This is a genomic window from Chryseobacterium sp. MYb264 (assembly GCF_035974275.1).
In the GTDB taxonomy this organism is placed as follows: domain Bacteria; phylum Bacteroidota; class Bacteroidia; order Flavobacteriales; family Weeksellaceae; genus Chryseobacterium.
Genome location: NZ_CP142422.1, coordinates 872,165 through 898,059, shown reverse-complemented (window position 1 = coordinate 898,059; position 25,895 = coordinate 872,165). Strand labels below are relative to the sequence as shown.

Annotated in this window: 19 protein-coding genes; 13 read left to right on the top strand and 6 right to left on the bottom strand. The window is 34.6% G+C overall.

Translation table 11 applies throughout. From position 1 onward, the window contains the following. Positions 1 to 185 precede the first annotated feature (185 nt). The 7 genes from VUJ46_RS03905 to VUJ46_RS03875 all read left to right on the top strand — a co-directional run bounded on the left by VUJ46_RS03905 (position 186) and on the right by VUJ46_RS03875 (position 10,116). Entirely contained in the window at positions 186 to 1,439 is a 1,254-nt protein-coding gene (locus tag VUJ46_RS03905) for a pyridoxal phosphate-dependent aminotransferase (RefSeq protein WP_326983697.1), read from the top strand. 98 nt (positions 1,440 to 1,537) lie between these two features. Beyond that, a complete protein-coding gene (locus VUJ46_RS03900) occupies positions 1,538 to 2,818 on the top strand; it encodes a S1 family peptidase (protein ID WP_326983696.1) in 1,281 nt (426 codons plus the stop codon). 305 nt (positions 2,819 to 3,123) lie between these two features. Further along, positions 3,124 to 5,958, top strand: coding sequence for a VIT domain-containing protein (locus VUJ46_RS03895; RefSeq protein WP_326983695.1), 2,835 nt, complete (start codon positions 3,124 to 3,126; stop codon positions 5,956 to 5,958). A 128-nt stretch (positions 5,959 to 6,086) separates the two neighbouring features. Continuing rightward, positions 6,087 to 7,535 (top strand): IS1182 family transposase, encoded by a 1,449-nt coding sequence (locus VUJ46_RS03890; protein ID WP_326980898.1) that lies wholly within the window; start codon positions 6,087 to 6,089, stop codon positions 7,533 to 7,535. A gap of 450 nt (positions 7,536 to 7,985) precedes the next feature. Then, positions 7,986 to 8,708 (top strand): 3-deoxy-manno-octulosonate cytidylyltransferase, encoded by a 723-nt coding sequence (gene kdsB / locus VUJ46_RS03885; protein WP_326983694.1) that lies wholly within the window; start codon positions 7,986 to 7,988, stop codon positions 8,706 to 8,708. A 127-nt stretch (positions 8,709 to 8,835) separates the two neighbouring features. Next, positions 8,836 to 9,498 carry a histidine kinase gene (locus tag VUJ46_RS03880; protein ID WP_326983693.1) on the top strand — a complete coding sequence of 221 codons (663 nt, stop codon included), beginning with the start codon at positions 8,836 to 8,838 and terminating at the stop codon, positions 9,496 to 9,498. A gap of 42 nt (positions 9,499 to 9,540) precedes the next feature. Beyond that, the gene (locus VUJ46_RS03875) at positions 9,541 to 10,116 is read left to right on the top strand and encodes a glutathione peroxidase (RefSeq protein WP_326983692.1); all 576 of its coding nucleotides are present in this window, start codon (positions 9,541 to 9,543) and stop codon (positions 10,114 to 10,116) included. A 101-nt stretch (positions 10,117 to 10,217) separates the two neighbouring features. Here VUJ46_RS03875 and VUJ46_RS03870 read toward each other — a convergent pair whose 3' ends face one another. Further along, positions 10,218 to 10,880, bottom strand: a complete 663-nt coding sequence (locus tag VUJ46_RS03870; protein WP_326983691.1) for an NAD(P)H-binding protein — start codon at positions 10,878 to 10,880, stop codon at positions 10,218 to 10,220. 105 nt (positions 10,881 to 10,985) lie between these two features. Between VUJ46_RS03870 and VUJ46_RS03865 the strand changes: the two genes are divergently transcribed. Both VUJ46_RS03865 and VUJ46_RS03860 read left to right on the top strand, forming a co-directional pair. Then, on the top strand, positions 10,986 to 11,342 hold the full coding sequence (locus VUJ46_RS03865) for an MmcQ/YjbR family DNA-binding protein (RefSeq protein WP_326983690.1): 357 nt from the start codon (positions 10,986 to 10,988) through the stop codon (positions 11,340 to 11,342). A 62-nt stretch (positions 11,343 to 11,404) separates the two neighbouring features. Continuing rightward, positions 11,405 to 11,908 carry a hypothetical protein gene (locus tag VUJ46_RS03860; protein WP_326983689.1) on the top strand — a complete coding sequence of 168 codons (504 nt, stop codon included), beginning with the start codon at positions 11,405 to 11,407 and terminating at the stop codon, positions 11,906 to 11,908. A gap of 73 nt (positions 11,909 to 11,981) precedes the next feature. On the opposite strand, the gene VUJ46_RS03855 is transcribed toward VUJ46_RS03860, so the two are convergent. Continuing rightward, positions 11,982 to 12,902, bottom strand: coding sequence for a bifunctional riboflavin kinase/FAD synthetase (locus VUJ46_RS03855; RefSeq protein WP_326983688.1), 921 nt, complete (start codon positions 12,900 to 12,902; stop codon positions 11,982 to 11,984). Positions 12,903 to 13,418: 516 nt separating this feature from the next. Between VUJ46_RS03855 and atpD the strand changes: the two genes are divergently transcribed. From atpD to VUJ46_RS03840, 3 genes are all read left to right on the top strand, one after another. Continuing rightward, entirely contained in the window at positions 13,419 to 14,927 is a 1,509-nt protein-coding gene (gene atpD, locus VUJ46_RS03850; protein ID WP_326983687.1) for a F0F1 ATP synthase subunit beta, read from the top strand. Between the two features lie 56 nt (positions 14,928 to 14,983). Then, positions 14,984 to 15,271, top strand: a complete 288-nt coding sequence (locus tag VUJ46_RS03845; RefSeq protein ID WP_267402971.1) for a FoF1 ATP synthase subunit delta/epsilon — start codon at positions 14,984 to 14,986, stop codon at positions 15,269 to 15,271. Between the two features lie 80 nt (positions 15,272 to 15,351). Next, complete coding sequence (locus VUJ46_RS03840; protein ID WP_326983686.1) at positions 15,352 to 16,173, top strand: hypothetical protein; 822 nt, start codon at positions 15,352 to 15,354, stop codon at positions 16,171 to 16,173. A 176-nt stretch (positions 16,174 to 16,349) separates the two neighbouring features. Here the strand turns inward: VUJ46_RS03840 and VUJ46_RS03835 are convergent, their stop codons facing one another. From VUJ46_RS03835 to VUJ46_RS03820, 4 genes are all read right to left on the bottom strand, one after another. After that, a complete protein-coding gene (locus VUJ46_RS03835; protein ID WP_326983685.1) occupies positions 16,350 to 18,545 on the bottom strand; it encodes a B12-binding domain-containing radical SAM protein in 2,196 nt (731 codons plus the stop codon). Between the two features lie 280 nt (positions 18,546 to 18,825). Beyond that, on the bottom strand, positions 18,826 to 19,713 hold the full coding sequence (locus tag VUJ46_RS03830) for a DMT family transporter (protein WP_326983684.1): 888 nt from the start codon (positions 19,711 to 19,713) through the stop codon (positions 18,826 to 18,828). Positions 19,714 to 19,794: 81 nt separating this feature from the next. Then, entirely contained in the window at positions 19,795 to 21,066 is a 1,272-nt protein-coding gene (locus tag VUJ46_RS03825) for an aminotransferase class I/II-fold pyridoxal phosphate-dependent enzyme (protein WP_267403253.1), read from the bottom strand. Between the two features lie 80 nt (positions 21,067 to 21,146). After that, a complete protein-coding gene (locus VUJ46_RS03820; protein WP_326983683.1) occupies positions 21,147 to 22,184 on the bottom strand; it encodes a PLP-dependent cysteine synthase family protein in 1,038 nt (345 codons plus the stop codon). 222 nt (positions 22,185 to 22,406) lie between these two features. Here VUJ46_RS03820 and VUJ46_RS03815 point away from each other — a divergent pair, with 222 nt between their 5' ends. Continuing rightward, positions 22,407 to 25,892, top strand: coding sequence for a glycosyltransferase family 117 protein (locus VUJ46_RS03815; protein ID WP_326983682.1), 3,486 nt, complete (start codon positions 22,407 to 22,409; stop codon positions 25,890 to 25,892). Positions 25,893 to 25,895 lie beyond the last annotated feature (3 nt).

The window sequence follows — 25,895 nt, the reverse complement described above, 5'->3', positions numbered from 1 at the left end:
GTCTAGTAATGTACAAATTATTGCTAAATTGTTACATTATTACATTGTTACATTATTACATTGTTACATTAGTACATTTTTACATTAGTACATTTTTACATTAGTACATTGTTACATTAGTACATTGTTACATTAGTACATTGTTAGGTTAGGTTATTACATTAAAATAATTAAATAAAAATAAAGTGAAAGTTTCAAAATTAGCGGCGAACCTGATTGGTTCTGAAATTGTAAAAATTGGTAATGAAGTAAATGATTTAAAGGCAAAAGGAGCGGAGATCGCAAATCTTACGATTGGTGATTTAAATTCTAATATTTATCCGATTCCTGCAAAATTGAAGGAGGAAATTCAAAAGGCTTATCAGAATAATCTGACAAATTATCCGCCTGCTAACGGGCTTTTATCTTTAAGAAAGGAAGTTTCTAAAGACTTGAAAACAAGATGGAATTTAGATTATTCTCCAAACGATATTTTAATCACAGCAGGTTCAAGACCATTAATTTATGCTGTTTACAAAACAATTGTTGACGAAGGTGATAAAGTAGTATATCCTACACCGTCATGGAATAACAACCATTACGCTTACCTTACTTCAGCGGATGCTATTGAAGTAAAAACAACTCCGGAAAACAACTTCCTTCCGACTGCTGATGATTTAAGACCTCATTTGTCAGGAGCTGTTTTGGTAGCGCTTTGTTCGCCATTGAACCCAACGGGGACTATGTTCACAAAAGAACAGCTTTCCGAAATCTGCGAATTGATTTTAGAAGAAAATAAAAAAAGAGGCGAAGACGAAAAGCCATTGTACTTAATGTACGATCAAATCTATTCTAACCTTACTTTCGGAGCAGAGCACGTAGACCCGGTTTCTCTTTTCCCTGAAATGAGAGCATATACAATTTACATCGACGGTATCTCGAAATGCCTTGCAGCAACGGGAGTTAGAGTAGGTTGGGGATTTGGTCCGGCTCATATTTTAGATAAAATGAAGGCTCTTTTAACGCACGTTGGAGCTTGGGCTCCAAAACCAGAACAGGAAGCTACTGCAAAATATTACGAAAATCCTGAGGAAGTAAATGCTTTCGTTGATGATTTCAAAAATAAATTAGAAGCGAGCTTAAAAGTTCTTCACGGAGGAATTCAGGATTTGAAAGGAAAAGGTCTTGCGGTTGACAGCATTGAACCAATGGGAGCACTTTACCTGACAATTAAATTAGATTATATCGGAACAACAAAACCCGACGGAGCAGTTATCGAAAATTCTTCTGATTTGGTATTCTATTTAATCAACGAAGCAGGTGTTGCTTTGGTTCCTTTCTCAGCTTTCGGAGAAGAAAAATCTGAGCCTTGGTTCAGAGCTTCTGTAGGAGGCTTGGCGACGGAAGAAATCGCTGGAATGATGCCGAAATTGGAAAAGGCATTAAATAATTTAAAATAATTAAAAAAAATATTTTAACTTTAACGCGTTGATTCTTAGTATAGGAATCAACGCTTTTTATTATCTATAAAAATTAATAACAATTAATAATAACACAAATGATTAACGAAGAAAATGAATTCGACCCAGGATTGGGGAAAAAAGAACAAGTAGAATCGCAAGATAATTCAATTACCGATGAATTTGTGGAAAGTTCTGAAACACTGGATTCTCCACAACAAGCACAGCCTGTGTCATCTTCAATTCCTGAAACAACTTCGCCTTCAGCAGATAAAAAGAAGAAGAATCCTTATAAAATTGCTTTCTTTAGCTTAGGAAGTGTAATCATATTGGGAGCGGCTTCTATTTTTGGATATAAGTATTATAAAGATCATCAATCTGTACCAGTGGTAGAAAATGCCTGCTTAGATACTGATACAAAAATTTATGATGCTTACAAAGATGCTGTGGTAATGGTAAAGCATACATATGGCTATTTTGCAAAAATCAAAGGAAAAGAAATTCAGCTGAACGTTCCTGAGGCAACTGTAGAAATAGTCTATGGAACGGCGTTTTTCGTAGATAAGAAAGGAAATATGATTTCCAACAGTCATGTTTTGGAACCTTGGAAATCTGATGATGTATCGGAACAAATAGCGACTAATTCAGGAAATTTTAAACGAAAAATTGCTTCTATTCTTACAAATGATATTTCAGCAGATGGCTTTGAAACATTTATTTTAAGCAATTGGAATAGTGCTTCTGCAGATTATCGTGAAGGTGATGAAGGTGGATATGAAAATGAATCTGGCGGAGAAGAATTTATAAATTCCGAATCTGGAGCAATTGATTCTGCAACAGCAGTGGCAGATCTTGCGGCATCTATTCCTCATAAAGACTATGTCTCAGAAGATGATATCGAAGTATATGTAAAAACTATTGATATTTCAGTAGCTCTTCACGATTCTAATGATGAGTGGTTGATATGTGATATCGTAAAAATATCCGACGATGCATCGGTTGATTTAGGTGTTTTACAACTTTCGGACAAAGAAACTCCGAATACTGTTACGAATATTATCGATTTAAATAATTCTATTACAGACGATAAATCTTTACATCCTGGAGAAAAAGCTGTAATGATCGGCTATCCGTTGGGTGAAAATTTGGCACAAACAAACTCTGGAGTTAAGGTGCAGCTTTATGATGGGCAAATCAGTAAGGAGACTGATGGTAATAAAATTCAATACAGCGTAACTTCTACGCATGGTGCAAGTGGTGCTCCCGTTTTTAATAATTGTGGACAGTTAATTGCTGTTAATTTCAGTGGATTAGATCAGGTTCAAGGTTTTAACTTTGGGATGGTTGCTAAACAAATTAAATCCGTTTATTCTTACTAAATGTATTTTTCCTTTTTTATTAATTCTATACTTCGTAATCAAAAAGTATAGAATTAATTATTAAAGTTGTTTAAACTTTTTTTACCACAAAAGAAACAAAAAATTTTAACACTTTAGTTATTTTAAGTTTAATATTTAAATAAAAAAGATCACATAAGTTAAAAAAAATCTTTGATTTTTTCTCTTTATAGACTTTTGAAATACTTTAAATAAATCCAATAAGGTCTTTTGCTTCTTTTGCGGTTAAATTTAAAATTAGTTTAAACAAACTTATTCTTAAAAAATATCATTCAAACAAACATAATATGAGAAAAATTGTAACGATGCTTGCAACGCTGATTTTTAGTGCTGCATTTGCTCAGATTCCTACATTAGAAATTGTAAACCAGAGAACTCATCCTGTTATTTTACAAAATGCAAAATTTGAAACCAAAATTCTTGGAAATCTTGCAACAACTACCGCAACCTATACTTTTTATAACCCCAGTGATAGGATTTTGGAAGGAACGCTTACTTTTCCGCTTCCTGATGGAGTAAGTGTAAGTGGCTATGCTTTAGATATTAATGGTAAAATGCGAAAAGCAGTTCCTGTTCCTAAAGAAAGAGCAAAGGAAGTTTTTGAAAGTGTAGAAAAAAGAAATATTGATCCCGGAATTATAGAAAAAATACAGGGAAATAATTTCAGAACAAGAATTTATCCTCTGCCGGTAAAAGGAAGCCGAACAATAGAAATTACTTATCATCAGGAACTTAAAAATTTAAAATCGGAGTATCAATACTTCTTAAGTTTTGCAAATGCTACTAAAATTCCAAAGTTTGAATTGAAGGTTTTAATAAATGATAACACTTCGGTTCCTAAGATCATTGAAAATCCGGATGGTAGTTTTTCATTCCAAAAATCGGGAAATCAATGGGTAGCTGAAATATCGAAAGATAATTTTTCTCCAAATGAAAATTTAAAAATCGATATTCCAAAAAATAAAGCGACTTCGAATGTCTTATTTCAAAAAGCTTCAGATGGAAAAGCCTATTTTGCTGCAAATATTCCCTCTGATTTTCCTGTGGCAGACAAACCTAATTCTCAGAAGATTGCGATTATTTGGGACAATTCATTCAGTGGATCAAAAAGAAACATCAATAAAGAGATAGAATTTCTTAACGCTTATTTTGCTGATAATAAGAATGTTTCGGTAACTCTCGTGGCATTAAATAATACATTAGAAAAATCAGAGGACTTTACAATAAGTGAAGGAGATTGGTCTGCCTTGAAAAATAAAATTGTAAGCTTAAAGTATGACGGAGGAACCGACTTTGGGGTGTTAAAAGATCTCAATAATGTGGAGGAATATCTTCTTTTTTCAGATGGCATTTCGAATTTTGGAGATTTGAAAACAAAATTTAAGAAACCTGTAAACAGTGTTTCGAGTACGCCAACTTCAGATTTTACTTTACTGAAGCTTTTATCAGGGCAATCGGGAGGAAATTTTATTAACCTTAATGAGCTTGATGCAGCAGCAGCCTTAAAAACATATAAAAAACAGGTTGTCAAATTTTTAGGATTTAAAGAAAATCCAAATATACAGGAGATGTTTCCAAGCATTGGATCTGTGGTAAATGAGCCAATTAATATTTTCGGAATTTCTTCGGGAAATGTAGGAAAACTGACTGCCGTTTTTACCGTAGGAAATCAAAAATATGAAGTTCCTGTAGATTTTAGTACTGGCTCATCAGCTGAAAATTGGCAAATTGCTCAGTTTTGGGCGCAAAGAAAAATTGATGAGTTAGAATTGAATTCTACCCAAAACAGAGATGAAATCCGAAATATTAGTGAACAATTTGGCGTTGTAAGTAAAAACACAAGTTTGATTGTTTTAGAAGATGTAGATGATTATGTACGTTATCATATCAATCCTCCGCAAGAATTACAGGCAGATTATAATAAAATTATTTCTGCAAATAAGAGAAATGTTCTTGAGCAACGTAGAAATCTATTATCAAAGGCTTTTGATAAAACTAAGGAATTGAAAAACTGGTGGAATACAGAATTTAAGCCTTCAGAAAAAAAACAATATCCTACAATAAGCAACCAATCGGCAACGGAAATGATTAGAAATACACAATCACCGGCGTCTGAAGAGTATAGCCCAACTAAAGCCAAGATGGCTTATGCTGAAGAATCTTATATCGATATGAAGCATTCTACTCCCAACGGGAAAATAACTTTGGTAGATGTGGAAAGTAATGCAGAATACATGAAAGACTTTCAAAATTTACAATCGGCAGATCAAGTCTATTCAAAGTATCTTCAAAATCGTTCCAAGTACGAAAAATTGCCTTCTTATTACTTTGATATTTCAAAACTGCTGTTCAAAAAGGGAGATAAGATGCTTTCTTTAAAGGTATTAAGCACATTGGCAGAACTCGATCTGGAAAATGAAGAATTGTATAAAACAATCATGTATCTTCTGAAACAAAGAGGTCATTATGATAAAGAACTTTGGATCACGCAGAAAATTCTTGAATGGAGACCTTTCGATGCACAAAGTCATAGAGATTATGCATTAGCATTACTGGACAATAAAAGACCTCAGGAAGCATTAAATATATATAAATCTTTGCTTTATCAGGAATTCACAGATGAAATTTCGGTTCGTGATAACGGAATTGAAGAAATTTTAATCATGGAGATCAATAATATTTTAACACTTAGTAAAAATGTTGATGCTACTAAAATCGATGATCGTTTAAAGACTGAGCTTCCGGTTGATATTCGTGTAGTCATCAATTGGAACAAAGATAATACAGATATCGATCTTTGGGTAACAGATCCTACGGGTGAAGATTGTTCGTATTCTCACAGATCTACCCAGATAGGAGGAAGAATTAGTAATGATTTTACTCAAGGTTTTGGACCTGAGCAATTTTTATTGAAAAAGGCGGTAAAAGGAAAATATAAGATTAAAACCAATTTCTTTGGAGAAAGGCAGAATATTCTTTCGGGGCCAACCACTATTATGGCAGAAGTTTATCTTTATTATTCAAGTGGTAGACAAGAGCGAAAGATTGCTGTTTTTCAAAGTCAAAAAGAAAATAAGGGAGAAAGTGACAGCAAAATTCTCATCGGAGAATTTGATTTTTAGAATACAATATTAATAGCCGGGATTTATCGAGGGCACTGAAAAAGTAAACTTCATTAAAAAAAATAAGCAAAACTTTAAAAGTTTTGCTTATTTTTTTATCTTCAATGTAAATTTCAATAGCAAAGCAAATGTTAATACAGCAAGAAAAACTTCCGTTGAGTGCCTATTCCGGTTTGTATGATTTAATTGTACCGAAGGAAAACCTTCTTAGAAAAATTAATGAGCTGATTGATTTTTCTTTCATCTATGATGAGCTTTTGAGCAAATACTGCTTAAACAATGGTCGCAATGCTGAAAGTCCGGTACGGATGTTTAAATACCTGCTTTTAAAAAGTATTTATACAGTTTCTGATGTAGATGTGGTAGAGCGTTCCCGGTATGATATGTCCTTTAAATATTTCTTGGATATGACTCCGGAAGAAGATGTAATCAATCCCAGTTCCCTTACAAAATTCAGAAAACTGCGTTTGAAAGATAGTGATCTTTTAAGCTTGCTCATTGGTAAAACCGTGAGTATTGCGATTGAAAAAGGCATCATCAAATCCAGATCCATCATTGTAGATGCCACTCACACCTTGTCGATGAGCAATCCTTTTTCAACGATAGAAGTATTGCGGGAGCGCTCAAAACTGCTTCGCAAGACCGTTTATCAGTTTGATGAAGAATTTAAAACTAAAATGCCCTCAAAAAATATTGAAAATGATTTAAACAAAGAATTGGATTATTGCAGAGAACTCGAAAAACGCATTGAAAACGAAGCTTCTATCAGGGAGATTCCTGCTGTAAAGGAGAAGCTGAATCTTTTGAAGGAAACAGTGAGAGACACCGGGGAGCAGATGGTTTTTTCAAAAGATGCCGACGCTAAAACGGGTCACAAATCGGCTGACAGTTCTTTTTTCGGATACAAAACGCACTTGGCGATGAGCGAAGAGCGGATTATTACGGCGGCCGTGGTAACTTCGGGAGAAAAAGGCGACGGCCCGGAACTGCCAAAATTACTGCAGATGAGCCAGGACAACGGGATGGAGGTAGATGCCATCATTGGTGACGCTGCTTACAGCGGAAAAGAAAATCTGAAAATTGCGGGCGAACAAAATATTAAAATAGTAGCCAGACTTAATCCTTCCATCACCCAGGGTTTTCGAAAAGATGAAGACCGTTTTGATTACAATAAAGATGCCGACCGTTTTGTGTGTCCTGCAGGGCATTTGGCGATTCGCAAAGCTCGTGGCGGGAAGAAACACGTAGGCGGAAATCAAGTGGATACCTATTATTTTGATATTGAAAAATGCAAGGTTTGCCCATTAAAAGAAGGATGTTATAAAGAAGGAGCAAAATCTAAAACTTATTCGGTTTCCATAAAATCAGACTTACATAAGGAGCAAATGATTTTTCAGGAAAGCGATTATTACAAAGAAAAATCGAAACACCGCTATAAAATCGAAGCCAAAAACAGCGAGCTTAAAAACGTACACGGCTACGACAGGGCGATTGCAAATGGTATTGAAAATATGCAAATGCAGGGTGCAATGGCTATTTTCACTGTCAATTTGAAGAGAATCCTGAAATTAATATAGAGAAATCGATCTATACTCCGTCTTTTATAAACATCGCAGGCGTGGCGCAATATCAATCCCGTTAAACCTCAAAAATTTGATACTGAAAAAAAGAAAAAAAGCTTATTACGAAGGTTTAATTTTCGTAATAAACTCTTAATTCTAACTCCAAATCAATTGGTAATTCTATATGAACGGGGTTTTTCAGTGCCCTCGATTTATCTCGGTTATTTTTTTGCAGCTATTTCCGCCTTCCACTCCCGCTTTTTTGTCTACACTACGTTACGACAAAAAGAGCTCCGTTCAAGTCGGGCTGTAAACGGTTCATATTTTTTAAGACGATTAGGAAATAAAAACGAATTTAAAATTATCAATAGTGATGTTTAGAAACCTTTTTATTACTTTTGATTTACTTAAATAACTTCATGTTTTCTTACGTGAAGTATAAAAAACTATAATTATTATTTTTCAATGAAAATTATCGCAGTTATTCCCGCACGTTACGAAGCAAGCCGCTTTCCTGCAAAATTAATGCAGATGTTAGGCGAAAAAACCGTTATTACAACGACCTATCAGAATGTTTTGGAAACAGGTTTATTCGATGAAGTGTTTGTAGCAACTGATTCAGGAATTATTTTCGATGAAATTGTTCGAAACGGCGGAAAAGCAGTGATGACGGGTCAACACGAAACAGGAAGTGACAGAATTGCAGAAGCGGTACAAAATATTGACTGTGACATTGTTATAAACGTTCAGGGTGACGAACCTTTTCTAAAATTAGAACCTTTAAAACAGCTTATTGAAGTTTTCCATAACGATGAAAATCAGGAAATTTCTTTAGCTTCATTAAAAATAAAACTGACTGAAAAAGAGCAGATTGAAAATCCAAACAATGTAAAAGTAATCACGGATAACAACGGTTTTGCCTTGTATTTCAGCCGTTCTGTAATTCCTTTTCACAGAGAAATTTCTTTTGATGTCGAATATTTTAAGCACATTGGTGTATACGCTTTCAGAAAACATGCTTTAATTCAGTTTTCTAAATTGGAAATGAAACCTTTGGAAATTTCAGAAAAAATTGAGTGCATCCGTTATCTGGAATATGGTATGAAAATCAAGCTCATAGAAACCAATTTCATCGGAGTAGGAATTGATACGCCTGAAGATTTAGAAAAAGCAAGGAAATTAATTTAGTCTACCAATATATCAATCTAACAATGTACTAATAATGAGAATTTGGTTATTGTTCCATTGATACATTAGTAAACTGGTACATTGGTATATAAATAAAGCCTTATATTTGAATTTATAAATAAAATTAATGAAGAAGTTACTTTTAGTTTTCGTCCTGATATTTTCACAAACAATTTTTGCGCAGACAGCAAAAGAAATCATAGATAAAAACATCGAATTATCAGGAGGATTAACCAATTGGAAGTTGTTGAATTCAGTATTGCTGCAGGGAAAAGTTATTTTGGGAGTTAAAGATGAATATCCTATTAAAATCTATCAGCAGCGCCCGAATCTTACAAAAACTGTTATTACCATCAGCGGAAAAGATACGGCTATTGAAGGGTATGATGGTACGAAAGGATATGCCATGAATTATGCAACCAATAAACTTCAGGAATATGCTGAATATATACCGGAAAGTTTTGATAATGATTTTATCGATTGGGAAAATAAAGGTTTTGATGCCCAGTATTTAGGGAAAGAGAAGGTAGGAGATATTTACTGTCATAAAGTTGAATTAACGAAAAATGTAAACAAAAACATGTACTATTTTGATACAAAAACGTATATGCTTTTGAAGGAAGTTAAAAAAGATGAAACCTTAGTATATTACGATTATAAAAAAGTAGGAAATTTACTGATGCCTTTCAGAATCGAATCTTCAAATCCTAAAAAAGACGGAGATTACGTTATGCTTTTGAATAAAGTAGATATCAACAAAGTTTTTCCAACGAATATTTTTAAATTTTAATTAAATAATTGCAGAAAATCTGCTTCTAAATAATCTTAAAAAATGAAAAAGATTTTTTTACTGATGCTTTCTTTTGTAGCATTTTTACAAAGTTGCATGAATCAGAAAAGTGAAGTTTCTAAAGCTAAAACCAACGAACTTATGGGAAAATCAATATACGATTTCAAAGTGGAAAGCCTTGACGGAAAGGAAATTGACTTTGCAGATTTTAAAGGAAAGAAAATCCTTATTGTAAACACGGCTTCAGAATGTGGATTTACTCCGCAATATGCTGATCTTGAAAAGGTTTCTGAAGAATATAAAGATAAAGTGGTTGTCGTAGGTTTTCCTGCCAATAATTTTGGCGGACAGGAGCCGGGAACAAATACTGAAATCGGTGCTTTTTGCCAAAAAAATTATGGAGTAACTTTCCCTTTAGCGGCTAAAGTTTCCGTGAAAGGCGATGATACTGCCCCAATCTTTAAATATTTAACTGAAAAAGATCTAAATGGAGTAAAAAATACAACCATTCTATGGAATTTTACAAAATTCTTAGTTGATGAAAACGGAAAATTAATCGATTCTTTTGTAAGCACAACGAAGCCTACGAGCGACTCTATCACTAAGTACTTTAAATAATAACTAATAATGTAATAATGTATCAGTGTAACAATTTACCAGTCTAATAATTGTTCGATTGCTACATTGTTACATTGCTACATTATTACATTGCTACATTATTACATTAACTCACTGCTTTTCTCTGCAAAACAAAAAATATTTCCCAACTTAATACTGGAATATCCATTACTTTTAATTTTTGAAGAATTAATCATTGCTTTGGCTAAAACATCGGTTGGTAAAGGCTTTTGACTTTCCAGTAAGCCTAATTTATTCGCGAATTTTATAATTCGGCTTCCTAAAACTTCTCCGGTTCTGTCAGAGTCTTTTCTTTCCAGCATTCCAGGTTTAAAAATGGTAATTTTGTTAAAATGTAACTGTTTTACAGCCTCTTCCAGCTCACCTTTCATTTTAGAATAAAAAATTCTTGACTTCGGATCTGCTCCATAAGCAGAGACCAAAATATAATCTTCCACTTCATTTGCTTTGGCAGCTTTTGCAAATTCGTATTGATAATCGTAATCAACCTTTCTTTGAGCTTCCTTACTTCCTGCAGTTTTTAATGTTGTTCCGAGGCATGAAAAAGCGACATCACCTTTTACTTTATTTTTCCACTCGTCAGGATTTTCAAAACTTACGATATGAGTTTTCAATTTATCATTTTGAATATCAACAGGTTTTCGCACAAAAATATGAACTTCTTCAAAATCTTTATCGTGAAGTAACTGATTGACCAAATCTTTTCCTGTAGCGCCTGTAGCACCGATGACGAGAGCTTTCATACTTTTATTAATTTATGGTGATGGTATTTTCCTTCTTAAATTTACTAAATTTGAAGTAAAGTAAAAAATATTACGTATTACCAATTACTCAGACCTATTTAAGATATGGATGCCAACGAAATTTTAGATTATTGTCTTTCAAAAAAAGGAGTTACAGAAAGTTTTCCTTTTGATAACGAAACGCTTGTGATGAAAGTCGGAACGAAAATGTTTTTATTAATGGCTCTGGAAAAACAGCCTTTATCAATTAATGTAAAGACTGATCCTGAATGGAGTGCAGAGCTTCGTGAGCAATATCCGCAAATTACAGGTGCTTTCCACATGAATAAAACACACTGGAATTCGGTAATGGCAGACGGTTTAAAAAGAGATTTGATATTTAAATTAATAGATCAGTCGTATGAATTGGTTTTTAAGTCATTAACGAAAAAAGCACAAAGTGAAATTAATGATGCTGTATAATCTTAGGCATTAATTTTGTTAATTGATTCTCAAAAATAATTTTAATATAAATTCAAAAACAAATGAAAAAGAATCTTTTATTACTGATGACCTCAGGTGTGATATTATTGAGCTGTAATACACACGATAAAAAAGCTGCGGCTGAAAATACTCAGGCGAACACAGAAAAGCCAATTTCTACAGATAGTGCCAACAATTCTGAAAACTTAAAACTGGAATTTACAGGTTCGGAAAAATTTAGCATTAAAAATCCTAAGCTTAAAGTAAGTTTATATGCTCATGATCCGCTTTTAGCAGATGCTCCGGCTACTTTGATCACTGAGCAGGAATATGAAGAAACTTCAATTCCGTTTACCATTAATATGCCTGTACCTAAGGATGCTGACAGTAAAATAGATCCTAAAATTAAAGATAGGATAAAATATTATGTTTCAATTGAATGGGATTCAGATGGCAATGGAAAAGCGGGTGAAAAAAGGGATATTTATATCGACCACGACAAAGAATTTCCTAATGTGAAATTAAACGGAGAATCTCAGAAAATTTATTTAAAAATATTGAAATAAGTTATACTTGGCTGGAAGATGGGTGTTTTTAATAGGTTCTGTTATAACATCCATCTTCCAGCCTTGAACCATCTTAGAACTGAAACTCTTCAGTTAATCTTTTATCTTCATCCAGTCTTTCGATTAATTTTTCCAGCCCTTCGAATTTTATTTCGTCATGAAGGAAATCTCTGAATTTTACGGTAATGTTTTCATCGTAAATATCTCCGTTAAAATCCAGGATATATACTTCGACAGTTAGTTTTTCTCCGTTTACCGTTGGGTTTGTACCGACGCTTAACATTCCTTTATATTGCTGATCTTTAACGAAAACTTCAACAATATAAGCACCTTTTTTAGGTAAAAGTTTAATTGATTCTGTTTCGATATTGGCGGTAGGATAACCAATTGTTCGTCCGATTTTTTTGCCGTGAACAACCGTTCCGGAAACAGAGTAGGAGTAGCCCAGCATTTCGTTGGCCTCTTTAATATTTCCCGCTAAAAGGGCATTACGAACTTTGGTAGAACTGATATTATTTTCATGAATATTGATGGCTTCCATTTGTTCAACTTCAAAATCTAATTCTTTTGAAAGTTTTTGAAGCAATTCAAAGTTTCCGCTTTTGTTTTTTCCGAAAGAATGGTCATAACCGATAATTAAATATTTAACATTTAGCTTATCAATTAAAATCTGGCGAACAAATTCTTCTCCGGTAAGATTTCTGAATTCTTCATCAAACTCTTTTAAGAACAAATTGTCGATGCCATATTTTTCCATCAGGAATTTCTTCTCTTCCAGCGTATTAAGAAGTTTCAGATTTTCATTGGGATTGAAAACAAATCTCGGATGTGGCCAAAAAGTAAGCACAGCAGTCTCCAAATGGTTTTCAGAACCAATGTTTAATAATTCATCTATAATACTTTTATGCCCAAGATGCACCCCGTCGAACATTCCTAAAGACAATGCTAAAGGCTTCTGAGAAGAGTAATCTGTAAAATTCCTGAAAGCTTTCAAAACGGAAAAAAATTTGATTGCAAATATAAAGCCTTTAAAATTATCTGGTATTATATAATAAGAGTTATTTTCAATAGGATTGATTCAATTTGTTTTTGATTTTAAGTAATCAATAAAATTTGAAGAATATTTTCATACTAAAGTAAGTGAAAATTGCCTGTTATAAAGGAAAATTTTAATTGTTTAAAAAAATGATTGTTTCTCCAATTTCAACATGTAATATTGCTGTCTGCTTCTCGATTTAAAAACACATTTTTGCGAAATTTAACAGGATTTTCATGAATTTTTATCTTAACTAAAAAATATTTAAATTAAATTTTAATCATTAAATATTTTAATTGAGCGGTAAATTATCACATATTTAAATCAGAATGTAAATTATCTTTATTTTATTATTTTGATTACATTTAAATTCATAATCCTTTTGTAAGAAAAAAAAGCATGATAAAAATCTTTTTTTTACCAATTGCGGGTTTATGAAGAATCATTATATTTGCACCAAGAAAAAATTTAGCAATGGCAAACCAAATTAAAGGAAAAATTTCTCAAATTATTGGTCCGGTAATCGACGTAGTTTTTAATGATGTGGAGGCAGTTCCAAGCATTTATGACGCGTTGGAGATTACGAAAGAAAACGGTGAAAAAGTAGTCTTAGAGGTAGAACAACATATTGGTGAAGATACTGTAAGATGTATCGCAATGGATGCAACTGATGGTCTTAAAAGAGGTCAGGATGTAATCGGATACGGAAATCCTATTGTAATGCCGATTGGTGAAGCTGTAAACGGAAGACTTTTCAACGTTGTTGGGGATGCTATCGACGGAATTCAGGAAATTTCTAAGGAAGGTGGTCTTCCAATTCACAGACCAGCTCCAAAATTTGATCAACTTTCAACTTCTGCAGAAGTTTTATTTACAGGTATTAAAGTAATCGACTTAGTTGAGCCTTACGCAAAAGGAGGTAAAATTGGTTTGTTCGGTGGTGCCGGTGTAGGTAAAACAGTATTGATTCAGGAGTTGATTAACAATATTGCAAAAGGACACGGAGGTCTTTCAGTTTTTGCCGGAGTAGGTGAAAGAACGAGAGAAGGAAATGACCTTTTGAGAGAGATGCTAGAATCAGGTATCATCAAGTATGGTGATGATTTTATGCACTCTATGGAAAACGGAGGTTGGGATCTTTCTAAAGTAGACCTAGAGGCTATGAAAGAATCTAAAGCTGCATTCGTTTTCGGACAGATGAATGAGCCTCCTGGTGCAAGAGCGAGAGTAGCACTTTCTGGTCTTACATTAGCTGAGTATTACAGAGATGGAGGTGAAAGCGGACAAGGTAGAGACGTACTTTTCTTCGTAGACAACATCTTCCGTTTTACACAGGCTGGTTCTGAGGTATCTGCACTTTTGGGTCGTATGCCTTCTGCTGTAGGTTACCAACCGACGCTTGCTTCTGAAATGGGTGCGATGCAGGAAAGAATTACTTCAACTAAAAATGGTTCAATTACATCAGTACAGGCGGTTTACGTACCTGCGGATGACTTAACTGACCCAGCTCCTGCAACTACGTTTGCTCACTTGGATGCAACTACGGTACTAGACAGAAAGATTGCTTCATTAGGTATCTATCCAGCGGTAGATCCATTGGCTTCTACGTCAAGAATCTTGGCTCCGGAAATTATCGGTGAAGAACATTATAACTGTGCTCAGAGAGTAAAAGAAATTCTTCAGAGATACAAAGCGCTTCAGGATATCATCGCAATCTTAGGTATGGAAGAACTTTCTGAAGAAGATAAATCAGTAGTTTACCGTGCTAGAAAAGTTCAGAGATTCCTTTCTCAGCCTTTCCACGTTGCAGAACAGTTTACAGGTATCCCGGGATCTTTGGTAGATATCAAAGATACTATCAAAGGATTTACAATGATTATGGATGGTGAATTAGATCACTTACCAGAAGCTGCTTTCAACTTGAAAGGAACCATCGAGGAGGCTATCGAAGCTGGACAAAAAATGTTAGCTGATAACGCATAATAATGCTAATTGCTGATAGCCAATAGCTATTAGCCAAAAAGCCAAAAGCAATTAAAATGAATATAAAAATTTTAACACCAGAATACGTAGTTTTTGAAGGAGAGGTAGACTCTGTTCTTTTGCCTGGAAAAAATGGTGAATTTCACATCATGAAAAACCACGCAGGAATTGTTTCTTCTTTGGTAGGCGGTAAAGTAAAATTATTTGCTCAGTCTGTAGGTGAGGCGTATGCTAAAAACCTTACTAAAGAAGGCGAAAACAACCAGGATTCTATTTTTTCATATATTATCAAAAGCGGTGTTGTAGAATTTAATAATAATAAAGGAATCATCCTTTGTGAATAATTAAATGAAAAGCTAAATATATTTTCAAGAAAGTGTAACTTTGGTTACACTTTTTTTATGCAATGTAGAAATCTGATTTTATGAAGAAAAGTTTAATCATTTTATTTACAATTTTAGGAGTTATCTTCAACGCTCAGCTCATCAAAACCAAAAGAGGAATTGTAAGTCTTGAAGGAATTCATGTGGCAAAAGTCTCTAATAAAGGTAGTATTTATACCTTTATGGATTTGAAAGAAACGCCCATTTATACCATCGAATTTATTGATAAAAGCGTGGTAGATTCGGTAAGAGACAGCTATATAAAACTCAACAGGATCTATAATCAGGAGAAAACACTTGATTTGGATTATATCTCTCCGTCAGCATTTTCGGGAGATGAAAAATCGGCGGTTTATACCTGTATCAAAGGTTTAAAGATCATTGATGAAAGAGGAATTAATGTTAAAAATTTAGATGATCTTTTTAAAGATATACCTAAACGAAAATTGGATACCAAAACCAAAGAAGCGTATACCACAAAAACTAAAATTGATAAACTGAATATTACCGTCAATAATGTCGGCGAAATATTAAGCAATGGTATTCCTGTTGGATATTTTACTAATTTACCGGTAAGCTTCGGATCTGAAGATACAGTGAGTGATAAAACCTTTGTAGACATTGAAATTTACGATGCTAAAAGCAAATTTATCGGAAAATATATAACAACAACCAAACAGATAAAAACAGCCGGAGGAAAGTCTTTTACGCTATTCAGGGAAATGTCGGGAAGAGCTTCTATTTTAAAGTTTCCAACGTATAAAGCCATTGCAGAAAGAATGGCAATTATGGATCCTAATTTTATTAAAATCCAGGAAAAAGTTATTGTTGGAGAAGTGGTAAAAGATGGTGTTCAAAAATAAAACGATCAATAGAAACAGGCTTTAGACCGTTTACAAAGAATAAAGATATTTAATTGGCTTTAGCCAAAGCTTGTAATCAAAAAATCTCCTGAAATTATTTTCAGGAGATTTTTTGTTATTTTTATTTCAATATAAATTCTTCACTTAGTTTGTCTCTAAACACTGCTTCATTAAAATTACAAACTCAAGATCACGCCATTTTCTTTAAGCTGCTGCATCGGTTTTGAAAACCAGAATAATTCAAAATTATCAAAATGTTCTTCAAAACTGGTTTTCAACTGTTGAAGTGTAATTTTTTTAGCATTTTCTGTTGAATTCTCTTCCAGCATTTTAACCAACCATTCTGCTTGTTCCTGATCTAAATCTATAGAAACAATATTGGTCTTTAAATGAAAAGTAAGTCGGGTATACGGATAAGTTGCTTTCTTCTTAGTTTTTACACGATTCTCAGCGATTACATTTTTAGTTAAAAATACAATCTTGGAATTGCCCTTAAACGTAAAATTATCGTCATCCAATAAACAGTCATGAATATAATCAGGATGGATAGTTGTTCTCGGAACTTTAAAATCAAACCATTCCTGAAGCGGAAGTTCAAAATTAATTCCGTGCATATAATTGAACAAGGATTTTTTTAATCCAAAGCTGAATTTTCCATGATCAATCCCTGTTCTGTCCGTAAAATCAATATCGTTATTGGCGAATAAAATATCTTGTTTAACGGGCGTTACGCCAAATTCTTCAGGCGCCATCCCCACAGGCGAATGAGCAGTCATGGCAAACTGATGCCAGAAACCACTTTGCAGAATTCCCATTTCAAATAATTGACGAACCATTTCCAAGGAATCCACCGTTTCCTGAACGGTTTGAGTAGGGTAGCCGTACATCAAATAGGCGTGAACCATAATTCCAGCTTCTGTAAAATTTCGGGTTACTTTCGCCACCTGATCTACAGAAACGCCTTTGTCGATAAGTTTTAATAATCGGTCGCTTGCAACTTCTAATCCTCCGGAAACTGCGACACAGCCTGAAAGTTTTAATAAAAAACAAAGATCTCGCGTAAAACTTTTTTCAAAACGAATATTCGTCCACCAGGTTACAACTAGGTTTCTTCTTAAAATCTCTAATGCAACTTCCCTCATCAAAGCAGGTGGTGCTGCTTCATCCACAAAATGGAAACCCGTTTCTCCCGTTGTTTGGATCAATTCTTCCATTCGGTCTACCAGAATTCTGGCTGAAACGGGTTCATAAATTTTAATATAGTCTAAAGAAATATCGCAAAAAGTACATTTTCCCCAGTAGCAGCCGTGCGCCATGGTCAGTTTATTCCACCTTCCGTCGCTCCACAAACTATGCATCGGATTGGCAATTTCAATCACGGATACATATTTGTCAAGCTGTAAATCCGTATAATCGGGAGTTCCGATATCGGCTTGCTTATAATCGTGCTTTTTAGCATTGTTTTTATAAACAACTTCTTGATTTTCAACAAGGAATGTCCTTTTAAATTGAAGTTCTTCAGCAGAATTGGGGTTGCAGACATTCTCACACAACAGTTCAAGAGGAACTTCTCCGTCGTCTAACGTGATAAAATCAAAAAAATCAAAAACTCTTTTGTCTTTTATAGAACGAAGTTCCGTATTAGGAAATCCTCCGCCCATCGCAGTTTTAATGTGCGGATAATGTTCTTTAATGAATTGCGCACAGCGAAATCCCGAATATAAATTTCCGGGAAAAGGAACGGAAAAGCAAACCAGCTTCGGCTGAACTTTTTCTAGAGTTTCTTGAAGAATTTTTAAGGTAAAATCATCAATAAAAGTCTGTTCATCGGATAATTTTGTGTGTAATTCGTCAAATGAATTGGCACTTTTTCCCAATCGCTCCGCATATCTGCTGAATCCGAAATCAGAATCTACATTTTCAACGATATAATCTGAAAGATCTTCTAAGTATAAAGTCGCCAAGTGTTTCGCTTTATCCTGCAATCCCATGTTACCGAACGCAAATTCCATATCATCCAACTGGTTGAATCGGGAAGCTTCCGGAAGAAAATTCATAGAGCAAATCTGTCTTGCCAGTGTAGGATTTTTACCCTGAAGAAAAGAAATAACCTGATCAATGGTCTTCAGATATTCTTCACGCAAGGCAAAAATTCTTTGTGAATTTTCTGAAATAGCAGGAAGATCAATTTCTTTATCAAAGACCTTTTGAAGTCCGTTTTTTGAAAATAATTCTAAAATTACTTCAATTCCTAAATCGATTTGATAGCTTGAAATATTTTTGGTATTTAAAAATCCTTTAATATAAGCTGTTGCGGGATAAGGAGTATTCAGCTGGGTAAAAGGCGGTGTGATAAGAAGCAGATCTTTCAATAGAAAAATTTTTACAAATTTATTTTAAATAATTTAAATTTTTGTGAATTGGTATTTTTATAATATGAAACTTGTTTAAACTTTTTTTACCACAAAAGAAACAAAAGATATTAACACTTTAGTTATTTTAAGTTTAATACTTAAATAAAAAAAGATCACATAAGTTTAAAAAATCTTTTATTTTTTCTCTTTATAGACTTTTGAAATACTTTAAATAAATCCAATAAGGTCTTTTGCTTCTTTTGCTGTTAAATTTAAAATTAGTTTAAACAAATTTATGCTATAAACTTTGGATTTGTCTTAATTTTCTACTGTCGGCAATAACATTTAAAATGACACCGATCAAAATTAATGTAATTCCCCAGAAGAGATTTAGCGTAAACTTTTCATGAAAAATTAAAACACTGATCATTACGGCAATTACGGGTTTTAAAGCACCTAAAATTGCTGCAGCTGTAGATCCAATCTCTTTAATGGCATACACTAAACATAAGCTGGAAATGACTGTTGTAAGAAAAGCAAATATTAAAAAATTAAAGAAAGTAGAAGTGGAAGGGATGGCAAATGAATGATGCCCAACCATCGCTTTGATCATAAAAAATCCTGCCGTAAAAAGCATTGAATAAAAGGAAAGCTTGAATCCTGAAACTTTTAAATTGGCTTTATTAACAATGATGATATAAAGTGCATAAAACAGCGAGCTGAGCATAACAATTCCTAATCCACTATAATTAATTTGTAAGCTGTTTCCTTTTAAACAAAGGATGATAACGCCTGCAAAAGCCAAAAGCAAGGATGAAACGGAAAGCTTTGTCAGTTTCTCTTTAAAAAAGAAAAACATAACTAACGCCACAATAACGGGGTAGATGAATAAAACCGTGGAAGCAATACCGGGCGTGAGATAATCGTAGCCTAAAAATAAAAATTCTGAGGAGAGTGCATAGCACATTCCGAGTATTGCAAATAGTAATAATTCTTTTCTGTTGATAGAAAAACTTTCTTTAGAATAGAGTAGATATCCTCCAACCATTAAGGCAGAAAATAGAAACCTATAAAATAAAGTAACATCCAGTGAGAAATGCGCGTGCTTAATAGGCAAAATAAAAATGGGCAGTAATCCGTAAGATACGGCTGATGTAATGCCCAACGCATAACCTTTAAATTTCATCTTTTCTTTGAAACTAAAATTTTTATAGACAATTCATAAAAAACCACTGAATCAGTTTCAGTGGTTTTTCAAGTTGTATTATTAAATTGGTTTAAAACTTAAACCTTGTTCCTGTAATAATTTTTGCTCCTGTTCTTTATAGTAACCACTTACTAATTTGTCGTGAATAGCTTCAAACGCGGCAAGAGTTTCTGTAATTTCCGCATCCGTGTGAGATGCTGTCGGAATTAATCTTAATAGAATCATTCCCTTTGGAATTACCGGATAAACAACAACCGAAGTGAAGATTCCGTAGATCTCTCTTAGGTCTTTTACCAAAAGAGTGGCTTCTACCGGAGTTCCCTGCATCATTACAGGGGTTACACAAGTATTGGTATCTCCAATGTTGAACCCTCTTTCTTTAAGACCGTTTTGCAGTTTGTGAGTGTTTTCCCAAAGTTTAGCTTTGATCTCAGGTTTTGTTCTCAACAACTCCAATCTTTTTAAACCTCCGATTACCATTGGCATTGTTAAAGATTTTGCAAAGATTTGAGATCTTAAGTTGAATTTCAGATATCTGATAATTTCTTTATCTCCAGCGATGAAAGCTCCAAAACCGGCCATCGATTTCGCGAAAGTTGAGAAATAAACATCGATCTGATCCTGACATCCCTGCTCTTCACCAGCTCCGGCACCTGTTTCACCAAGTGTTCCGAACCCGTGAGCGTCATCTACTAATAATCTGAACTGATATTTAGATTTTAATTCGCAAATTTCTTTCAGTTTACCTTGTTGTCCTCTCATTCCGAAAACCCCTTCAGTAATTACTAAAATACCGCCTCCTGTTTCTTCAGCTACTTTTGTTGCTCTCTGAAGATTTTTTTCAAGGCTTTCAATATTATTATGTTTGTAGGTAAATCTTTTCCCTGCGTGAAGTCTCACTCCGTCTACGATACAGGCATGAGAATCCATATCATAAACAATTACGTCATTTCTTCCTACCAGGGCATCAATGGTAGAAACCATCCCCTGATAACCGAAATTTAATAAATATGCAGATTCTTTCTGAACAAAATCAGCCAATTCTCTTTCCAACTGCAGGTGCTGTTCCGTTTCTCCAGACATTGCTCTTGCTCCCATCGGATAAAACATTCCGAATTCGGCAGCAGCTTTTGCATCTGCTTCTATTACTTCAGGATGGTTACACATTCCCAAATAATCGTTAGCACTCCAGAAAATTACTTCTCTTCCCTGAAATTGCATTCTCGGACCAATAGGGCCTTCCAATCTCGGAAAAATAAAATAACCTTCACCGTAATCTGCAAATTGTCCAAGAGGTCCTGGATTTTCTTTTATTCTTTCAAAAATATCCAACATTTTATATAGTACTTTTAAGAAAAAAGCCTTTTGTAGTCTATAAAAAAGGCTTTATTTGTATCGTTATTTTTTTTATTCTATTTAATGAATTCCGTTTTGAAAACTTCATCATAGTTATGAACGCAGTTGTTTACAAATCCTTGCTCTGCCATCCATTTATCACTGTATACTTTGGTGATATATCTTGAGCCGTGATCAGGATAAATTAAAACAATCACATCATCTTCTGTTAATTCGTGAGACTGAGCATACTGCATCAATCCCTGAGTAACAGCTCCTGTTGTGTAGCCACCCATAATGGCTTCTTTCAAAGCGATCTCGCGGGTTCTGTAGGCAGACATCTCGTCGTTAACTCTTACAAATTCATCTACTTTGTCAAAAAGAAGAGCAGCAGGGATTAAATTTTTCCCCATTCCCTCGATCTGATAAGGATGTACATCTTCTTTGTGAATTTCCCCTGTTTCGTGGAAACTTTTAAGGATAGACCCATCAGCATCTACACCAATAATCTTGATATCCGGATTCTTTTCCTTTAAAAATTTTGCTGATCCGGATAAAGTTCCGCCTGTTCCGGTACATGCAAAAAGGTGAGTGATCTTTCCCTCCGTCTGCTCCCAAATTTCAGGGCCTGTCGTTTTGTAGTGGGCATCAATATTCAATTCGTTGAAATATTGATTGATGTAGATTGAATTGGGCGTTTCCGCAGCAATTCTTTTTGCGACCTCATAATAAGATCTTGGATCATCAGCAGGTACATTGGCGGGGCAAATATACACGGTAGCCCCCAAAGCTTTAAGGTAAGCTATCTTTTCCGGTTTCGTCTTGTCACTCACGGCAAGAATACATTTATATCCCTTAATGATGCAAACCATTGCAATAGAGAATCCGGTGTTCCCGGATGTAGTTTCTACAACTACAGAGTCTTCCTTTAATAAACCTTTTTCTTCAGCGTTTTCTATAATATGAAGTGCAATTCTATCTTTAGTGGAATGTCCAGGATTATATGACTCTAACTTAGCATAAACGGTGGCAGGAATATCTTTTGTAACAGTATTTAGTTTCACCATAGGAGTATTTCCTATAAGGCCAAGTATATTATCGTAAACATTACTCATTAGTTCGTTATTTTTCAATAAAAATCTGACCGCAAAAATACAAAAAAATAAATAATTACTAAACTTTTGTTTGATTTCTGAGCGACACAACGCTAAAATTTATTTTTTTTTCTGCAATCCGACGATGAAAGTTTTCAAAAAACGCGCCAAAATCTTTAAATTTTGTTAAAAACAGTCTTAAATCATATAAAAGCCTTATTTTCGCGTAATTGATTTAATACTATGAAAAATTGGACTTTTAGGCAATGGAACACCGTCCTCGGATGGGTGGTTTTCGTCATTGCATTTTTCACGTACTTGTCCACCATAGAGCCCAATTTCAGTTTCTGGGATTGTGGAGAGTACATTTCCTCAGCAGTAAAACTAGAAGTAACGCACGCCCCGGGGGCTGCTTTATTCCAGATTGTGGGTGCCGTGGCAGCCATTTTTGCTTTAGGGAAGGGCGAGAATTATTCTATCGTGATCAACGCGATGTCGGCATTGTTTAGTGCTTTTACGATTTTGTTCCTTTTCTGGACCATTACGCATTTCGTAAGAAGGCTTCTCAACAAAGACTTTGAGGAAGTAACGAAACATCAGGAAATTTCTATCCTTTTTGCAGGATTAGTGGGCGCCTTATGCTTTACCTTTTCAGATACCTTCTGGTTTTCTGCTGTAGAAGGAGAAGTATACTCGATGGCTTCTATGTTTATCGCGCTTTTAGTCTGGTTGATCACCAAATGGGAAAACGAATATCAGGCAGCGGACAGTGACAGATGGATCATCCTTATTTTCTTCATCTTAGGACTTTCAGTAGGGGTTCACATGATGTGTATGCTGGCCATTCCTGCGGTTTGTTTTGTTTATTATGCAAGAAATTATAAGTTTACATGGAAGAACTTCGTGTGGGCAAACTTTATTACACTGATTATTTTAGCTATTGTATTTAAAGGAATTTTCCCTTTCATCATGACGATGTTCGGAAAACTTGAAATCTTCTTTGTGAACGGTTTGGGACTTCCTTACCACTCAGGGACAATTGCCGGGTTTGTGTTGACGGTTGCCATTTGCTATTTCATCATCAAATATGCGAGGAGAACAAAGAAAAATATTTTTCAGACCATTGCTTTATCAGTGGTTTATATGATGATTGGATTTTCTTGCTGGATGGTAATTCCTATCAGAGCCAACGCCAATCCTCCGATGAATCTTAACGATCCGGATAACGCGATCGGTATGCTAGATTATTACAACAGGGTACAGTATGGCGACTGGCCAACGTCTTATGGTCAAAACTATACGGCATTTCTTGATGCTAACGGTATCGAGAAAAACGAAGACGGAAGTTTTAAAACCCAAAAAACCGGAGAGATCTACGAAAAGGACGAGAAGACGGGAACATACAGAAAAACAGGAGACCGCTTCAATTACGTATTCAACAAGTCTCAGGTGAGTTTTATGCCAAGAATGTTCAATGAAGATAAAGATGTGATGGCCAACTACATTTCGATGTACGGAGCGCCGGACTTTACCTTTAATTATGCCAATGAAGATGTAGCCGACAACCCGGAAGCTAAACAGGTTTTTGACGAATTGAGAAAAAAATACGAAGATAAATCCATCACCGTTTCAGATTATTTAAAAGTAAAACCTTATAACCTTATTAATGTTCAGAGACCGAGTTTCGGACAGAATTTAGATTATTTCTTTACTTTCCAGAACGGATATTACTTTGTAAGATACCTGATGTGGAACTTTGTAGGAAGACAGAACGACCTTGAAGGGAACATGGAAAGCACAAAAGGGAACTGGATTTCCGGAATTCCTTTCATTGACAATGCATTATGGGGGAATGCTGATAAAATGCCTTCAAAATTCAAAAATGAAAGTACAGTAAAATTCTTTTTCTTACCTCTGTTACTGGGGTTAATAGGATTTTTCTTCCAGATGAACAAAGATTTTGGCAGATTCTATGCAATTCTTTCTTTGTTCATCATTACCAGTGTCGGAATTATTTTCTACACAGGAGTAAAACCTTTCGAACCTAGAGAAAGAGACTATGCCATGGTAGGTTCGTTCTACGCCTTTGCCATCTGGATAGGGCTTGGAGCAGGAGCTATTCTTTGGTTTTTACAGTCAAAAGTAAAATCAAATGCTGCCAATATTGGTTTAGGTGTTGTTTTATTGGGAGTTCCTTTTATGATGGGCTTCCAGAACTATAATGTTCACAACAGAAGTGATCGTTTTACAGCGTACGACTACGGATATTCTATCCTGAAAACTCTACCTAAAAACGACATCTTATTTGTTTATGGGGATAATGATACGTATCCGGTTTGGGCTATTCAGGAAACTGAGCAGTTCAGAGATGATGTGAAAGTAGTCAATTTCACACTTCTTTCAACTCCATGGAATATAGACCAGGTAAGAAGAAAAACATATAATGCGGATGCCATTCCTAGCGTCCTGACACACGATGATTACAGAGACGGGTCTAACGACCAGATCTACCTGATGAAGAAAAATGACTGGGAGGGAATTTTTGCTTCTTTAAAAGAACAAGGCGCTCCCGAAACAGAACTTCAGACATTCAGGAAATATTTGGTTCAGGATTCAATGACCTTGAAAGAAGCTGTCAACTTCATCAAGCAAAAGTCTCCTGAAAAAGATGAAATCCTTAAAATGATTTTTGGAGAGGAAAAATATGAAAAGTATAACTTCTTACCGGTAAACAAATTTATTTTACCCGTAAATAAAGATAATGCTTTAAAAGCGGGAATTATTAATCAGGCTGATCTTCCGAATACGGTAAATCAGATTATGATTAAATATAAATCGAATACATTATATAAAAATAACCTGATGATGTTCGATATTCTTGCCAACTTCGACTGGAAAAGACCGATTAACTTCTCTTCAGGTGGGGTATACGACAGTGAAAATATCTTCTATATGGATGAATATCTTCAGTATGACGGGTTCAGTTACAGGTTAATTCCTATTCACACGCCGCAGACTCCTGATGGCGAAATGGGAAGAGTAGATGCAAATTCTCTTTACAATACCGTAAAAAACTTCAGATGGGGGAATTTCAAAAATCTGAACAATCACTTTGATGAAACTGCAACCTCAAACATTATCAGCTATAGAAGTTCAGCGAGCAGAGCAGCGGCTGCATTAGCATTGAGTGGACAAAAAGCAAAAGCTGCAGAATTGTTAGATTTGGCATCAAAAGAAATTCCGGCTCAGAAATACAACGATCCTCGTTCTTTAAGTTCAATGGTTTACGGATACATCGTAGCGGGACAGGAGAAAAAAGGGTTGGAACTTGCGGAAGTTCTTAAAAAAGGAATCTTCGAGGAATATGACTATTATGCGAGTCTTACGCCTTCTGAGCAACGATATTTAAGAAGAGCGATGGGAGTTAAACCTATGGAATATTCTATGGTCGTAAAAGCGGTAACGGATGCTTATACTCAAACCGGTCAGAAGAACAAAGCTTATGATTATTTAGTAAGATCTATTGAGCCTATTGATAAAAAATTCAATACTTTCGTTGGAAACCTTAAAGAAATGGGTAAAGAAAAAGCAATAAAAGAATCTGAAAACGTACAGAAAATAACACCGTTTTATCAGTATTTATTTGATGTGATGGAGCCGTTTGATTCTACCTATTCTAAGGAAAAAGAAGAACAGATCACAACATCAATCATTAAAGCTACTCAATAACCA

Bases quoted from the DNA above. Each gene is read 5' to 3' on its own strand.
- VUJ46_RS03865 (WP_326983690.1), top strand. From the start codon at position 10,986: ATGGATGCCAACGAAATTTTAGATTATTGTCTTTCAAAAAAAGGAGTT.
- VUJ46_RS03870 (WP_326983691.1), bottom strand. From the start codon at position 10,880: ATGAAAGCTCTCGTCATCGGTGCTACAGGCGCTACAGGAAAAGATTTG.
- kdsB (WP_326983694.1), top strand. From the start codon at position 7,986: ATGAAAATTATCGCAGTTATTCCCGCACGTTACGAAGCAAGCCGCTTT.
- VUJ46_RS03895 (WP_326983695.1), top strand. From the start codon at position 3,124: ATGAGAAAAATTGTAACGATGCTTGCAACGCTGATTTTTAGTGCTGCA.
- VUJ46_RS03845 (WP_267402971.1), top strand. From the start codon at position 14,984: ATGAATATAAAAATTTTAACACCAGAATACGTAGTTTTTGAAGGAGAG.
- VUJ46_RS03860 (WP_326983689.1), top strand. From the start codon at position 11,405: ATGAAAAAGAATCTTTTATTACTGATGACCTCAGGTGTGATATTATTG.
- VUJ46_RS03820 (WP_326983683.1), bottom strand. From the start codon at position 22,184: ATGAGTAATGTTTACGATAATATACTTGGCCTTATAGGAAATACTCCT.
- VUJ46_RS03880 (WP_326983693.1), top strand. From the start codon at position 8,836: ATGAAGAAGTTACTTTTAGTTTTCGTCCTGATATTTTCACAAACAATT.
- atpD (WP_326983687.1), top strand. From the start codon at position 13,419: ATGGCAAACCAAATTAAAGGAAAAATTTCTCAAATTATTGGTCCGGTA.
- VUJ46_RS03890 (WP_326980898.1), top strand. From the start codon at position 6,087: ATGTTAATACAGCAAGAAAAACTTCCGTTGAGTGCCTATTCCGGTTTG.
- VUJ46_RS03830 (WP_326983684.1), bottom strand. From the start codon at position 19,713: ATGAAATTTAAAGGTTATGCGTTGGGCATTACATCAGCCGTATCTTAC.
- VUJ46_RS03815 (WP_326983682.1), top strand. From the start codon at position 22,407: ATGAAAAATTGGACTTTTAGGCAATGGAACACCGTCCTCGGATGGGTG.
- VUJ46_RS03900 (WP_326983696.1), top strand. From the start codon at position 1,538: ATGATTAACGAAGAAAATGAATTCGACCCAGGATTGGGGAAAAAAGAA.
- VUJ46_RS03875 (WP_326983692.1), top strand. From the start codon at position 9,541: ATGAAAAAGATTTTTTTACTGATGCTTTCTTTTGTAGCATTTTTACAA.
- VUJ46_RS03840 (WP_326983686.1), top strand. From the start codon at position 15,352: ATGAAGAAAAGTTTAATCATTTTATTTACAATTTTAGGAGTTATCTTC.